The following is a 13,009-nucleotide window of genomic DNA, read 5'->3' on the forward strand; positions in this document are numbered from 1 at the left end:
GATCTGACTCGGCCGCTGCCACGCTGATACTGTCCTTATGGACATCCAAACCCACGTGAATCTTGCTACGCTCTTCCATGGTCGGTCTCCTTGTTGCTGACGACGCAAGTCACAGCATGTAGCTCTACGTCCTTGGACGCAACCTACGATGTTGGAGACCGGCCGCCTACCCAGGGGGGCGGCGACCATCCCATCTAAAGCTTTCGCCTCCACTGCCGATATCTGGTTGCAACCCGCATTCCTTCGGGATGTGCGACACGAGAACCTTCAATTCGATCTGTCGCCGAACCGCGAAACCGGACAGAGAGAAAGAGATGCTTCGCAAATCACCGCCGAGATCGCCGTGGAGAAACCTTGCATCGCTCACCCTTGTGCTCTTGCTGACTGCATGCGGTGGGGGTGGTGGTGGCGGCCCGTCCTCCTCAGGCTTGGCCGCAGGAGCAGGCGCGGCGGGCAGTGCTCCTGGCGTGAAGCCGGCGGATGAAAACCAGGTGCAGGCATCCTGCACAGCCTGCGGCGCGCTCAGTGACAGTGCATATGCGGGTTCGGGAACCGGCATCTGGCAGCGCGCCAACACATCCCAGGCTGCACAGGACATCCCGATTTCCATCTCGGGTCTCACCGGTCAGACGGTCACGCTCGTATTCACCAACGAAGGCGATTCGCGCACGGCCATGCCCGGGCTGGTGCTCCGGTCCTCGGCGGGAAGCAAGCTCGTCGCCGACAAGATGATGGCCGACACCAGCGACGCGCCCGCGACCCACGTGGACGCCATCAACACGTTCAATCGATCCGGCTTCGCCAAGCTGCTGGGTGAACCGTCGGCGGCATCGAAGACACAAGGCAGCTTCGCCAAGTCCATGAGCCCCTCCGCCACGTATGCGGTCAATGACCAGCGGCAGGTCTACCTCTACGACTATTCCCAGCGCACCGTCCAGCTCGTGACCCGCAAGGCGACCAGCGATGGAACTATCGTCAACGTGTGGGTCGAGGCTGGCGAATCCGCGCCGGACCGCGTCTCGGCGGCGCTCGCGGCCCGCGTGCAGGACAAGTTCGCCGACGCTGGCGGCATCTACGACATGCTCGTGCGCATCGGCGGGCCGCTCTGGGGCGAGCCCAACTCCAGCATGTTGCTGCCGGGCACCGGACAGCCGGTGGACATCTTCCTCGTCAACTTCGACCACAACAACCAGGCTTATGGCATGGTGGGCTACTTCTGGGCCCTGAACAACTTCAGGAAGGATGTGGGGGAACTGGCGTATAGCAACGAAGCGCTGAGCCTGTTCATGGACACGGAGACGCTCTACAGGGACGGCGAAACAGGCGTCAAGCAGGTGATGACGGCGCTTGCGCATGAAGGAATGCACATGCAGAACTTCTACCGTCGCGGCATCAAGATGGGGGCAGACTACACCTACGACACCTGGCTGGAAGAGATGTCGGCAATGATGATGGAAGACTGGGCCAGCTTCAACATCGACCCGAGTCACAACGCCATCCGTGATTCGCGCTACCCGTACTATCTGAACTACAAGGGCGCGGGCAGCTACAACTGTTCCCTCACCGAGTGGACGCCCATGGGCGCGACTTGTGAAAGCTATGCCGTGGCCGGTTCGTTCGGCGGCTATCTGAACCGCCAGCTCGGCCTGGACTTCTACAAGGCCCTGCTGAACAGCACGGGCATCAAGGACTCGGTCGAAATCCTGGACACCGCCATCAGGACCGCCCGGGCGAACTCCAGCATCGGACAGGAGATGCGCCACTTCACCGCTGCGTCGGGCGCGCTCGTTCCTCTTGGCGCGGGCATCGCCAACTACAGCATGCCGGCGCGCAACGAGGGCGGCTTCAGCCTCCCGGCGATCGACCCCTTCGCCTTCAGCGGTGGCCTTCGGGCGCTGCCGCAGGCCGTGCCGGCGTACCTCGAGGCGCTGGCCAGCCTGCCGGTTATCCGCCAGAACGTGAGTGGTACGTACAGCGAGACCGTTCGCGTGCCGGCAGGCACCACGCTGTCGGTCGTGATCCACTAGACATCAGCATCGCCGATCCTGTCGGCGACCTCGACTGCTTTGCGTAGTTGAGGTCGCGAATTGTCGCGCCAGGAATCGCCATTCGATCTCCATTGAGAGAATCCGGCAGGGCAAGAAGGCAAGTCATCCTCGACGGGATAGCCGCTTCTTTCCTGCGTTGTCTTCCAGAGTCGGGAAGACTTGATTTCTCAATTGAGTCATAAAGATGCTTGTAAAGAAGATAGTACTCGCACTGTCGATGTGCGCAGGGTTGGGGCTGACATCCATCGCATCGTCAACGACCATCTCTCAGGACGAATGGACCTTTCTTCGGGCGTGATGTAGACGGATTCGGAATGGCTGAGCCTGACGAGGGCGGACCAGTACACCTCCACGGCCAGCGTCCAGTCGAAGAAGAACTTCGGCCCGGGCGAAATCATCAGGGTGGAGTTTGACTACATCAGTTGGGGCGGCGTCAATGTCGGGGCGGATGGCCTGGCCGTCTATCTGTTCGACGCCAGCCTGCCGGGGGCGGGTGGAAACGGCCATCACTACAGCGCGCTCGGCTATTGCCGAGTGACCGGCGGCTATATCGGCATCGGACTCGATGAGTACGGAAATTTCTCCTCCAGTTGCGAGGGCCGGCACGATGGCGGCGCGAGCATTCCCAATAGCGCCACGATACGTGGCTCGCAGGCCGCCAATTACGGCTTCGTCAAGAATTTTCCCATTGTGGACCGGCTGGATTGCGAGGGTGCGCAATGCAAGACGCGCGAGCAAGCCATCAATGCGGGAGTCAAGAAGGTCACGGCCTATTTCGTGCCGAAGAAGGACGGGATCGGCTACGGCGTGAACCTGTCGATCAACGACAGGATGGTCATCAAAGGACCTAGCGTCCTCTCTCCCTCGGAAGAGGGGGTCGATTATCCCCATGCGGCACCGTCTCTGGTGAAGGTGGGCATATCGGCTTCGAACGGTTCCTACACCAACAACCACGAAATCCGGAATCTGAAGATCAGCGGCACCCGCCAATGCAAACGCTGAGGAAATCACAATGAATCTCAAGAAAATCGCAATCGCATTGTCAATGTGCCTGGGATTGGGCGCGGTCTCTGTCGCCTCCGCCACGGAGATATCCGAATCGGACTGGACCTTCTCGCCAGGGAGAGTCTCGCAGTCGGATTCGCATTGGTTGAGGCTGACCGGAACGAACCAGAACAAGTTCACTTCCAGCATCAAGTCGAAGAAGACCTACAGTCGGGACCAGATCCTCAAGATCGAGTTCGACTATGTGAGCTGGGGCGGCAGCCACAGCGGCGGAGATGGTCTCGCTCTCTACCTCTTCGATCCGACGGTGCCCAACGCGGGAACCGGCGGCAAGCCGGGGGGTGGCCTCGGCTACTGCGGGCTGACGGGTGCCTATGTCGGCATCGGCGTGGACGAGGTGGGCAGCTTCTCCAGCACCTGGTGCGACAACGGTCGCATCGAGCACAGGGGAACACCGAACGGCGTGTCCATCCGCGGTTCGCAATCGCGCAACTACGCTTTCTGGGGACACCTGCCCTATTCGCGTTCACTGGACTGTGAAGGCGCGAAATGCACGACACGCGATCAAGCCATCAAGGCCGTGGGTGTGCAGCATGTGGTGGTCGACCTGATTCCCAAGAAGTCAGGGCCTGGGTACGCCATCAACCTGTGGATCAACGGCAACGAGATCCTGGCCGCAGTTGACTACCCCTACGCCGCGCCTGCGTCGTTGAAGATCGGCCTCTCTGCCGCAACGGGCGACTACACCAACGTTCACGAAATCCGGGATCTGCAGGTCCATGCAGTCAATGCGGTCGATGGAGACGCGTGCAGCACCACCGAGGTGGAGCCCGGCGGAACTTCCGCCCAGGGGGTGCCAGCCTACCTTGCAACGCAGCACGCGCTGTTTGCCTATCCGATACTCAACGACGGTGATCGCACGCACAAGAACTTCGACGGCCTCGGCAAGTGGGGTGCGTTCCCGTACGCGTCCTATTCCCTGGATTTTTCAGGTGCGCCTTGCAAGGATCGTGACGGTGCCTGTGCCGCGCCGGGTGGCAAGGGCGCTGTGGAGATCAACACCGTGACCGTCTATGCCCGCCAGGACGAGGGTTCGGAGCAGGAGCCCACCGATGCCACCCGCTTCACCCAGTCCGGTCCGGTCGATTTCCGTCTCGATATCCTCGAGGAAGGCGCCGGGGGGTACATCTCTCTCCCGTACATTCGAGGCAACAACCTGGTCAAGCGGACCTTCACCTTCCCGACGAAGAAGGTGCGCAGCCTGTACGTGATCGTCGACAAGGCGGCCAGTCAGGAGAAGGCGTCCATCGTCGAGATCGAGGTGGCCAAGCGCTGAAGTCCCGCGTCAAGCCTCGCTGCCTCAAATAGCCAGTTCGTCGAGGATGGGGCAGTCTGGCCGTTGGTCGCCGTGGCAGCAGTCCGCGAGCCCTTCCAGCGTGCGCTTCATCGCGGTCATGGCCTCGATGCGCTTGCTCAGGTCGGCCGCATGAGCCAGCGCGATGCGCTTCACGTCCGCGCTGGCCCGTCGCTTGTTCTGCCAAAGCTTCAGCAACTCGGCGATCTCCGCCATGCTGAAGCCGAGGTCTCGCGCTCGCCGGATGAAGCGCAGCGTGTGGACATTGCTGGCCGTGTATTGCCGGTAGCCCGCCTCGGTGCGCCCGACGGCGGGCAGCAGGCCCAGCGACTCATAGTGACGGATCATCTTGGCGGAGACGCCCGAACGGGCGGCCGCCTCCCCGATGTTGACGGGTTCCATCGTCGTGATGGCCTGGCTCATCGCGTACTTCCTTTCCAACGCCTCAACAACAGCGCATTGCTCACCACGCTCACGCTGCTGAAGGCCATCGCGGCGCCGGCGATCACCGGGCTCAGCAACCCGAGCGCGGCCAGGGGGATGCCGACCACGTTGTAGGCGAAGGCCCAGAAGAGGTTCTGCCGGATCTTGGCGTAAGTGCGGCGCGAGATGTCGATGGCATCGCTCACCAGTGCCGGGTCCCCGCGCATCAGGGTGATGCCTGCCGCATGCATCGCGACATCGGTGCCGGTGGACATGGCGATGCCCACGTCCGCCGCTGCCAGCGCCGGCGCGTCGTTGATGCCGTCGCCCACCATGGCGACGCGTTGGCCTTCGGTCTTCAGCTCGGCAATGATGAGCGCCTTGTCTTCGGGCAAGACCTCCGCGCGAACGGTGTCGATCTTCAGCGCCTTGGCCACCGCCTCGGCGCTGCCGCGGTTGTCTCCCGTCACCAGCACTGTCCGAATTCCCTGCGCATGCAGGCGCGCGATCGCCGCCGCGGCGCTGGCCTTCGGCGTGTCGCCGAAGGCCAGCAAGCCGATCAGCGTCGGCCGTCCGGTCACATCCGCCAGCCAGGAGACCGTGCGCCCTTGCGACTGCAATTGCGATGCGCGTGCATCGAGCTTGCCCAGCGGCACCGACAGCTCGCTCATGAACCGGCTGCTGCCCAGGCGAAGTTCGCGGCTCTCTACGACCGCCGACATGCCTCTTCCAGCCACTGCGCGCACCGCACTTGCGCGAGGGATCGCCGCGTCGAGCTTCTTTGCTGCCGCGAGCACGGCACGCGCGAGCGGATGCTCGCTGCCGGACTGGATCGCCGCGCTTGCCATCAACAGGAAGGCGCTGTCCCCGTCGACCGCCTCGAACGCCACCAGCTCCGGCCGCCCCTCCGTCAGCGTGCCTGTCTTGTCGAAGGCGACCACGCCGATGGCGTGCGCCACTTCCAGCGCCACGGCGTCCTTGATCAGGATGCCGTGGCGGGCGGCGACGCCGGTCCCCGCCATGATGGCGGTCGGCGTGGCCAGCCCCAGGGCGCAGGGGCAGGCGATGACGAGCACCGCGACCGAATTCAGGATGGCGGCTTCCCAGTGGCCCGTCGCGAGGCCCCAGCCGAGCAGCGTGACCAGAGCGATGCCGATGACGACCGGCACGAACACGCCGCTGACGCGGTCGACCAGCCGCTGTATCGGCGCCTTCTTCGCCTGCGCCGACTCGACCAGGCGCACGATGCGTGCGAGAGTGGATTCCGCGCCCACGGCCGTCGTCCGCAGCAGGAGCACGCCCTGGCCGTTGATCGCGCCTCCGGTGACCGCATCGCCCGCCTGCCTGGCGACCGGCAGGCTCTCGCCGGTGATCAGCGATTCGTCGATCTCGCTGGCGCCCTCGACGACGAGGGCATCCACCGGCACGCGCTCGCCGGGCCGCACGACCACCAGATCGCCGACACGGACCTGGTCGACCCCGACATCGCGGTCGACGCCCTCACGCCGCACGCGCGCGTGTTCCGGCCGCAGCGCGTTGAGCGCGCGGATGGCCTGCGTGGTCTGGCGCTTGGCCCGCGCTTCCAGCCACTTGCCCAGCAGCACGAGCGTGATCACGACGGCCGAGGCTTCGAAGTAGAGATGCGCCATGCCGTGGCCGCCATGCCGCCACAATTGGTAGACGCTGAGCCCGTAGGCGGCCGAGGTTCCGAGCGCCACCAGCAGGTCCATGTTGCCGGCACCGGCCCGCAGGGCTTTCCATCCCGCCCGATAGAAGCGCGCGCCGAGCCAGAATTGCACGGGCGTCGCCAGTGCGAATTGCGTCCAGCCGTCGAGCATCCATGCCTGTCCGAAGAGCAGTCCCAGCATCGGCAGGGCGAGCGGCGCCGACAGCAGCGCGGCCAGGATGACGGGCCAGGCATCGGGCCACCGGCTGGGCTGCGCTTCGGGCGCGCCTGTCGCTTCCACGACCGGGCTCGCCTCGTAGCCCGCCTTGCGGACGGCGGCGATCAGGGCCTCCACCGACGTGCCCGTGTCCGCGATTTGGACCTCCGCCTTTTCAGTCGCCAGGTTCACCGTGGCCGAGACGACCCCTGGAACCTTCGCCAGCGCCTTCTCCACGCGCGAAACGCAGGATGCGCAGGTCATCCCCTCGATCTGCAGCGACCGTTCCTGTGATCCGGCGCTCCCGGGGGCCGGCATGGCCAAAGTGTTTCCCATCTGACACTCCTGATTTGCAGGCGATAACGTCGCCTTGGGGAGAAGTGTGAACCCTCCCATGATGGGAGGGTCAAGCGATGGGGCTTGCACGAGCCTGGAAGGGGCTCGATCAGCGGTTCATCGTGTCGCGCGGTGTCACCGGCAGCGCGTCGTTGCCCCACGAGCCGCGAACGTAGGTGAGCACGGCCGCGATCTCGTTGTCGTCGAGCACGTGGCCGAAAGGCGGCATGCCGTAGGGGCGCGGATTGCCGGCCGTGGCGGGCAGGAAGCCGCCGTGGCGCACGATCTGCATCAGGTTGACGGCCGTTTCCATCAGCACGGCGCGGTTGCCGGCGAGGGGTGGGTACGCGCCCTCGGCTCCCTGGCCCGTGTCGCCATGACAGTAGGCGCAGCGCTGGTCGTAGATTTTCGCGCCGCGCGCCATCACGCCGGCGTCACGGCGCACGGGTGGCGCGTCCGTCGCGGCGGGCGTGTTGTCCGGCAGCGCCTTCAGGAACACCGCGATCGCGTTCAGGTCGGCATCGTCCAGGTGCTGGGTGCTGCGGAAGACCACATCGGCCATCGGGCCCATGACCGAGCCGTGCGGGGAGGTGCCTGTCTTCAGCAGCGCGACGACATCCTTCGTGTCCCAGGCGCTGACGCCGGCTTCGCGCTTCGATGTGAGCGACGGCGCGTACCAGTTCTCGACCGGAATGAGCCCGCCCGACAGGCCCAGCTTTTCCTCGGTCGCGCCGAGCACATTGCGCGAGCCGTGGCAGGCGATGCAGTGGCCGAGGCCATCGGCGAGGTAAGCGCCGCGGTTCCACTCGGGCGACTTGGCCGGATCGGCGACGAAGCTGCCCGGTGTGAAGAAAAGGGCGCGCCATCCCGCGAGCGCGAGCTGCGTGTCGTAGGGAAAGCGCAGCTTGTGCGGTGTATTGCGGGTCGGCGCGGCGGGGATGCTGCGCAGGTAGGCATAGATCGCGTCCGAATCCTCGCGCGTCACATGCGTGAAGTTCGGATAGGGAAAGGCCGGATAGAGCAGGCGCCCGTCCCTCGAGCGGCCGTTGTGCATCGCGCGCCAGAAGTGCGCCGCGCTCCAGCTGCCGATGCCGGCCTCGGCATCGGGTGTCAGGTTGCTGGCGAACACCGTGCCGAAGGGCGTGGCGATGCCGACGCCGCCCGCGTAGGCGGCGCCGCCGCGGACCGTATGGCATCCCGCGCAATTGCCCGCGAGCGCGAGATAGCGGCCGCGCTCGACTTGCGCCGGCGTCGACTGGAAGGCCACGGGCGTCTCGGGCATCTTGTCCTCGCCGCGCAGATTGAGACCGAGGAGGGCGGCTGCCCCGAGCACCAGCAGTGTCACGAGGATCGCCAGGATCTGGATGAAACGACGCATGGCGGGCTCAGTGACTGATTGCGCTGCACGGCAAGGGCAGCGGAGCGCGCGGCGCGGCGATGGGCTTGGGATCGGCGGGCATCGGCTGCACGGCCAGCCAGCTTGCCACCGCGTTGATGTCGGTGGTCGTGAGCTTGCGGCCGACCTTCGCCATGCAATCGGGCGCCAGCGCGTGCCGGTCGTCGGTCACCCAGGCGCCGAGCTGCGAGGAGAGATACAGCCGCGGCAGGCCGACCAGCGCCGGAATGGCGGGCTGCACGCCGGTGAGCGCGTCGCCATGGCATTGCACGCAGGCGGGAATGTCGCGCGCCGCATCGCCGTGCAGCACCAGCGCCTTGCCGTGCGCCAGAGTCTCGGCCGAGGCATCGCTGGTGGTCGGGACCGGCGGGTAGGGCAGGTCGAGTTCGGCGAAGTAGCGGGCGATCTCGTGCAGGTAGGCGTCCGAGAGGTGCTGGACGAGGTGGGTCATGTCGGTATTGAAGCGGCGGCCGTCGCGAAAGCTCAGCAGCTGGTTGAAGAGGTAGCCCTCGGGCTTGCCCGCCAGCCGCGGGAAGAAGCCCGCATTGGTGCTGGCGCCTTCGCGTCCGTGACAGGCGATACAGGCCGCGACGCGCTGCTCGATGGTGTCGGGCACCCGCGCGGGCGTGGGCGTGGCCGCGTGGGCGATGGCCATCAGGCCGCAGGCGGCGGCGACGACGCCGGCCACGAGGTGCCACGAGGGGGGCCGGAACAAGCGCGAGGGCTTCATACGTGTTTCGTGATTCTTGTTGCGCCGGGTGGCGGGACTCCGCGCGCGTGAGCTTGGACTATTCACCGTCGCCGGACAGATGAACAGGCTCAGTTCACGTGCATTCAACCAGATCAGTTGCCGGTGCGGGGGCTACATTCAGACCATGCGTAACCGATTTTTCCTCATGACCGGCTGGCAGCGCCTATTGTGTAGCGCCGCGGTCGGCTTGGCCTTCGGCCTGATGCCCTGGCCGCTCGACAATGTTGCCCGCGGCCTGCTCGGATGGTGCCTCGGCGCCGCCGTATACCTGCTGCCGTCGTGGTGGCTGGCCGAGCGCTCCAATGCGCAACTCACGCGCACGCGTGCGCGCTCCCTCGACCAGCCCAATGGAGTGATCCTCGGCAGCATGGTGGCCGTGGTCGTCGTGAGCGTGGTGGTGATCTTCATGCTGATGCAGCAGGTTCGAGGCCTGAGCGGCGGCGAGCGAGCGCTCCACATCGCGCTCGGCTTTCTCGCGCTCACGGGTTCGTGGCTCATGATCCATACGATCTACGCCTTTCATTACGCGCATCGCTTCTACCAGGAAGAGCGTGAGGAGGCGCCCGCCGGGCCGGGCCTCGATTTTCCGGGCAAGCTGGAACCGGACTACTTCGACTTCCTGTATTACGCCTTCGTGGTCGGCATGACCGCGCAGGTGTCCGACGTGCAGGTCACTTCGCGCGAGATGCGGCGCATCACGCTGGTCCACGCCGTGCTGTCCTTTGCCTTCAACATGCTCGTGCTGGCGCTCTCCATCAACGTGGTGGCCGGCGCGATGCAATAGAGCGCAGCCCCAGCGGCAACTTCACCAGCCCGGTCGACAGCGCCACGCCGCAGACGATCACCACCGCGCAGGCGAGCATCCACTGCGTGATCTCCTCGCCGAGGAACACGGCGCCATAGAACAGCGCGAACACCGGCACCAGGAAGGTCACGGTCAGCGCGCGCGCCGGGCCCGCGTTCTCGATCAGCCGGAAGAACAGGACGTAGGCAAGCCCCGTGCAGGCTGTGCCCACGGCCAGGAGCGCCAGCCAGGCGCGCAGGCTCGGCATCTCCGCCGGCCAGAGCAGGACGGCCGGCAGGGCGAGCGCCAGCGTGGCGCCGATCTGGCTGCCCGTCGCCGTGGCCAATGCGGGAACGCCGGAGAGGTGCTTGCGCGTGAGGCTGGCGGCGAAGGCGTAGCACACGCATGCGGCCAGGCATGAGGCCACGGCCCATCGCGCGGCGGTCTCGTCCGCGCCCGAGTGAAAGCCCGCGCTGCGTCCGGCCAGCATGGCGACGCCGGCGAATCCGATCACCAGTCCCACGATGCGCGAACCGTCCGGCCGGTCGCCGAACCACGCCCATGCCACCACCGCGCCGAACATCGGCACCGTCGCATTGACCACCGCGGCGAGGCCGCTGTTGATGGTCAGCAAGGCGAAGGAGAAGAACGCGAAGGGAAGACCGGAGTTGAGGATGCCGATGCCGAGCGCGGGCTTCCAGTGTCGCGCGAAGCTTGCCCACCCGCCGCGCAGCAGCAGCAGCGGCAGCAGGAAGACCGTCGCGATCGCCACCCGCACGGCGGCCGTCGGCAGCGCGCCGAACTCCGCCGCGCCGATGCGCATGAAGAGAAAGGACGCGCCCCAGAGCATCGCCAGCAGCAACAGGTCGACAAGCCAGCGGCTGCTGGCGGGGCGGCTCACAAGGCACCTTCGAGTTCGAGCAGCGCGGACTTGCGATCGAGGCCGCCGGCATAGCCGGTCAGCGAGCCGTCGGCGCCCAGCACGCGGTGGCAGGGCACGATCACGCTGATCGGGTTGCGGCCCACGGCCGCGCCGACCGCGCGCACCGCGGCCGGCTTTCCCACGCTGGCGCTCAAGGCGCCGTAGCTGGTGGTCTTGCCCGCCGGAATCGCGAGCAGCGCCTGCCATACCGATTGCTGGAAGTCCGTGCCGTGCGAGAGATCGAGGGGCAGGTCGAAGCGCTCGCGGCGGGCGGCGAAGTAGTCGCGCAGTTGCGCGGCGGCTTCGCACAGTACCGGATGGCCGTCGTCGGGCAACCAGCCGCTCGTGTCGGGCCCATGGCGCTGCTGGTCGAACCAGACGCCCGCCAGGCCCCCGTCGGTGGCCGCCAGGGTGATGCCCCCGAGCGGGCTGTCGATATGGGTGCTGTGAATGCTTGCAGTCTTGAATTTCATGGCATCAGGCGATGGCGCCGGAGGTGGTCTCTGTGAGGGGGGTATGCCAGGCGCGCAGCACGGCGTAGCTGCGCCACGGGCGCCAGGCGATCGACGCCTCGGCCGCGGCACGCGCCGAACTCACGCCCAGCGCCTTCTGCAGCGCGACGTCGCCCGAAGGGAAGGCGTCGGGCCAGCGCAGGGCGCGCATCGCGATGTACTGTGCCGTCCAGTCGCCGATACCGGGCAGCGCCTGCAGGGCGGCGAGCGTGGTCGACACGTCCGCGCCGGCATGCAGTGCGAGGCGCCCGGCTATCGTCGCATTCGCCAGCGCCAGCAGCGCGCCCTGCCGTTGCCGCACGATGCCGAGCTGGCCGAGCGCGTCGCCGCTCGCGCCGGCGATGGCCGCCGGCGTGGGGAATAGCCGGTCCAGGCCCGCGATCGGCGTGGCGATGGGCTCTCCGAAGGCCTGAACCAGACGCGTGCCCATTGTGCGCGCCGCGGCCACGGTGATCTGCTGCCCCAGCACCGCGCGCACGGCGAGCTCGAAGCCGTCCACCGTGCCCGGCACGCGCAGGCCGTCGCCGTGCGGGAAGCTGGCATGCAGCGCGTTGTTGATCGCCATCGGCTCCGCATCCAGGTCGAGCATGGCGCGCACGCGGCTGATCACGATCGGCAGCACGGTAGCCAGCGAGTCGGCCACGCGCAGCAGGAACTGTTCGCGCGCGGGGGCGAAGCGCAGCTGCACCCAACCCGCATGCGATTGTCCCGCGTGGTCCACCCGCATCGTGCGGGCGAACTGCGTGGAGGCGCGGGTTTCGGCCAGAAGCTCGACGCCCCCCAGTGCCCGGCGGGCGAAGAAGCCCAGCATGGCCGCGCCGTCGTAGGGTGGCCTGAAGCCCAGCCGCACTTGTATGGCCTCGCCCTCGCGGCCCCCGGCGGTGGCGCCCGCGCGGCGCAGCGCGCTCGGATTGAGGCCGTAGTGCGCGAGAAAGGCGGCGTTGAAGCGGCGCACGCTCGCGAAGCCGCTGGCCAGCGCCACCTGGGTCATCGGCAGGCGGGTGTCGGCGATCAGCTGCTTGGCCGCGAGCAGCCTGCGCGTCTGCAGATACTGCAGCGGCGAGACGCCGAACTGGGTCTCGAAGATGCGGCGCAGGTGGCGGTCGCTCACGCCCAGCCGGGCGGCAATGCGGGCGGCGCCGGGCCCGTCCTCGCTCCAGGCGTCGGGCTCGTCGATCAGGCGCGCCGCCTGCAGCGCCAGGATGCGGGAGGCATCCTCCGTCGACCAGCTCGCCGCGCGCGGCGCGAGTTCCGGCCGGCAGCGCAGGCAGGGACGAAAGCCCGCCGCCTCGGCCTGCGCGGCATGGCGGAAGAAGCGGCAGTTCTCGCGCCGCGGCATCTTGACCCGGCAGACCGGCCGGCAGTAGATGCCGGTCGAGGTCACGCCGGTGAAGAAGGAGCCGTCGAAGCGCGCGTCATGTGCCTTCATCGCCAGGTAGCAGGCGTCGCTCTCGAGTCCGGCGGTGGCGGTGGGGGGCGGGGTCATGAGAGGAATGATACGGTTGCCGGCCTCTCGAAGTAGCCATTTCCGGACATCTGGCCCCTGAACCGCATGCCTACAATGGTCTTCATTTTCTTGAACTTTCAGGGGCGAA

Annotated in this window: 11 protein-coding genes; 4 read left to right on the forward strand and 7 right to left on the reverse strand. The window is 66.7% G+C overall.

Annotated features, from left to right (window positions below):
* Nucleotides 1-491: 491 nt before the first annotated feature.
* The 3 genes from AC1DNF_RS32230 (at nucleotide 492) to AC1DNF_RS32240 (ending at nucleotide 4,389) form a co-directional block, all read left to right on the forward strand.
* Nucleotides 492-2,027 carry a M30 family zinc metallopeptidase gene (locus tag AC1DNF_RS32230; protein WP_478152732.1) on the forward strand — a complete coding sequence of 512 codons (1,536 nt, stop codon included), beginning with the start codon at nucleotides 492-494 and terminating at the stop codon, nucleotides 2,025-2,027.
* Between the two features lie 423 nt (nucleotides 2,028-2,450).
* Nucleotides 2,451-3,050, forward strand: coding sequence for an L-type lectin family protein (locus tag AC1DNF_RS32235; RefSeq protein WP_478152733.1), 600 nt, complete (start codon nucleotides 2,451-2,453; stop codon nucleotides 3,048-3,050).
* Between the two features lie 10 nt (nucleotides 3,051-3,060).
* Nucleotides 3,061-4,389: an L-type lectin family protein gene (locus tag AC1DNF_RS32240; RefSeq protein WP_478152734.1), complete on the forward strand. Its 1,329-nt coding sequence runs from the start codon at nucleotides 3,061-3,063 to the stop codon at nucleotides 4,387-4,389.
* A gap of 24 nt (nucleotides 4,390-4,413) precedes the next feature.
* Here the strand turns inward: AC1DNF_RS32240 and cueR are convergent, their stop codons facing one another.
* The 4 genes from cueR to AC1DNF_RS32260 form a co-directional block, all read right to left on the reverse strand.
* Nucleotides 4,414-4,830 carry a Cu(I)-responsive transcriptional regulator gene (gene cueR, locus AC1DNF_RS32245; protein WP_478152735.1) on the reverse strand — a complete coding sequence of 139 codons (417 nt, stop codon included), beginning with the start codon at nucleotides 4,828-4,830 and terminating at the stop codon, nucleotides 4,414-4,416.
* Nucleotides 4,827-7,049, reverse strand: a complete 2,223-nt coding sequence (locus AC1DNF_RS32250; RefSeq protein ID WP_478152736.1) for a heavy metal translocating P-type ATPase — start codon at nucleotides 7,047-7,049, stop codon at nucleotides 4,827-4,829. Before AC1DNF_RS32250 ends, cueR begins: the two co-directional genes overlap by 4 nt.
* Nucleotides 7,050-7,158: 109 nt before the next feature.
* Nucleotides 7,159-8,427, reverse strand: a complete 1,269-nt coding sequence (locus AC1DNF_RS32255; protein ID WP_478152737.1) for a c-type cytochrome — start codon at nucleotides 8,425-8,427, stop codon at nucleotides 7,159-7,161.
* A 7-nt stretch (nucleotides 8,428-8,434) separates the two neighbouring features.
* Nucleotides 8,435-9,175, reverse strand: coding sequence for a c-type cytochrome (locus AC1DNF_RS32260; protein ID WP_478152738.1), 741 nt, complete (start codon nucleotides 9,173-9,175; stop codon nucleotides 8,435-8,437).
* A gap of 145 nt (nucleotides 9,176-9,320) precedes the next feature.
* Here AC1DNF_RS32260 and AC1DNF_RS32265 point away from each other — a divergent pair, with 145 nt between their 5' ends.
* Nucleotides 9,321-9,980, forward strand: coding sequence for a DUF1345 domain-containing protein (locus tag AC1DNF_RS32265; RefSeq protein WP_478152739.1), 660 nt, complete (start codon nucleotides 9,321-9,323; stop codon nucleotides 9,978-9,980).
* Here the strand turns inward: AC1DNF_RS32265 and AC1DNF_RS32270 are convergent.
* The 3 genes from AC1DNF_RS32270 to AC1DNF_RS32280 are packed head-to-tail and all read right to left on the reverse strand — an operon-like array spanning nucleotide 9,952 to nucleotide 12,900.
* A complete protein-coding gene (locus tag AC1DNF_RS32270) occupies nucleotides 9,952-10,881 on the reverse strand; it encodes a DMT family transporter (protein ID WP_478152740.1) in 930 nt (309 codons plus the stop codon). The genes AC1DNF_RS32265 and AC1DNF_RS32270 overlap by 29 nt on opposite strands.
* A complete protein-coding gene (locus tag AC1DNF_RS32275) occupies nucleotides 10,878-11,375 on the reverse strand; it encodes a methylated-DNA--[protein]-cysteine S-methyltransferase (RefSeq protein ID WP_478152741.1) in 498 nt (165 codons plus the stop codon). Before AC1DNF_RS32275 ends, AC1DNF_RS32270 begins: the two co-directional genes overlap by 4 nt.
* A 4-nt stretch (nucleotides 11,376-11,379) precedes the next feature.
* Complete coding sequence (locus AC1DNF_RS32280) at nucleotides 11,380-12,900, reverse strand: DNA-3-methyladenine glycosylase 2 family protein (RefSeq protein ID WP_478152742.1); 1,521 nt, start codon at nucleotides 12,898-12,900, stop codon at nucleotides 11,380-11,382.
* Nucleotides 12,901-13,009 lie beyond the last annotated feature (109 nt).

It is taken from the genome of Variovorax sp. 01T432 (assembly GCF_056398605.1).

Excerpts from the sequence above, each read along its gene's own strand:
- AC1DNF_RS32240 (WP_478152734.1), top strand. The coding sequence starts at position 3,061 with ATGAATCTCAAGAAAATCGCAATCGCATTGTCAATGTGCCTGGGATTG.
- cueR (WP_478152735.1), bottom strand. The coding sequence starts at position 4,830 with ATGAGCCAGGCCATCACGACGATGGAACCCGTCAACATCGGGGAGGCG.
- AC1DNF_RS32250 (WP_478152736.1), bottom strand. The coding sequence starts at position 7,049 with ATGGGAAACACTTTGGCCATGCCGGCCCCCGGGAGCGCCGGATCACAG.
- AC1DNF_RS32255 (WP_478152737.1), bottom strand. The coding sequence starts at position 8,427 with ATGCGTCGTTTCATCCAGATCCTGGCGATCCTCGTGACACTGCTGGTG.
- AC1DNF_RS32260 (WP_478152738.1), bottom strand. The coding sequence starts at position 9,175 with ATGAAGCCCTCGCGCTTGTTCCGGCCCCCCTCGTGGCACCTCGTGGCC.
- AC1DNF_RS32265 (WP_478152739.1), top strand. The coding sequence starts at position 9,321 with ATGCGTAACCGATTTTTCCTCATGACCGGCTGGCAGCGCCTATTGTGT.
- AC1DNF_RS32275 (WP_478152741.1), bottom strand. The coding sequence starts at position 11,375 with ATGAAATTCAAGACTGCAAGCATTCACAGCACCCATATCGACAGCCCG.
- AC1DNF_RS32280 (WP_478152742.1), bottom strand. The coding sequence starts at position 12,900 with ATGACCCCGCCCCCCACCGCCACCGCCGGACTCGAGAGCGACGCCTGC.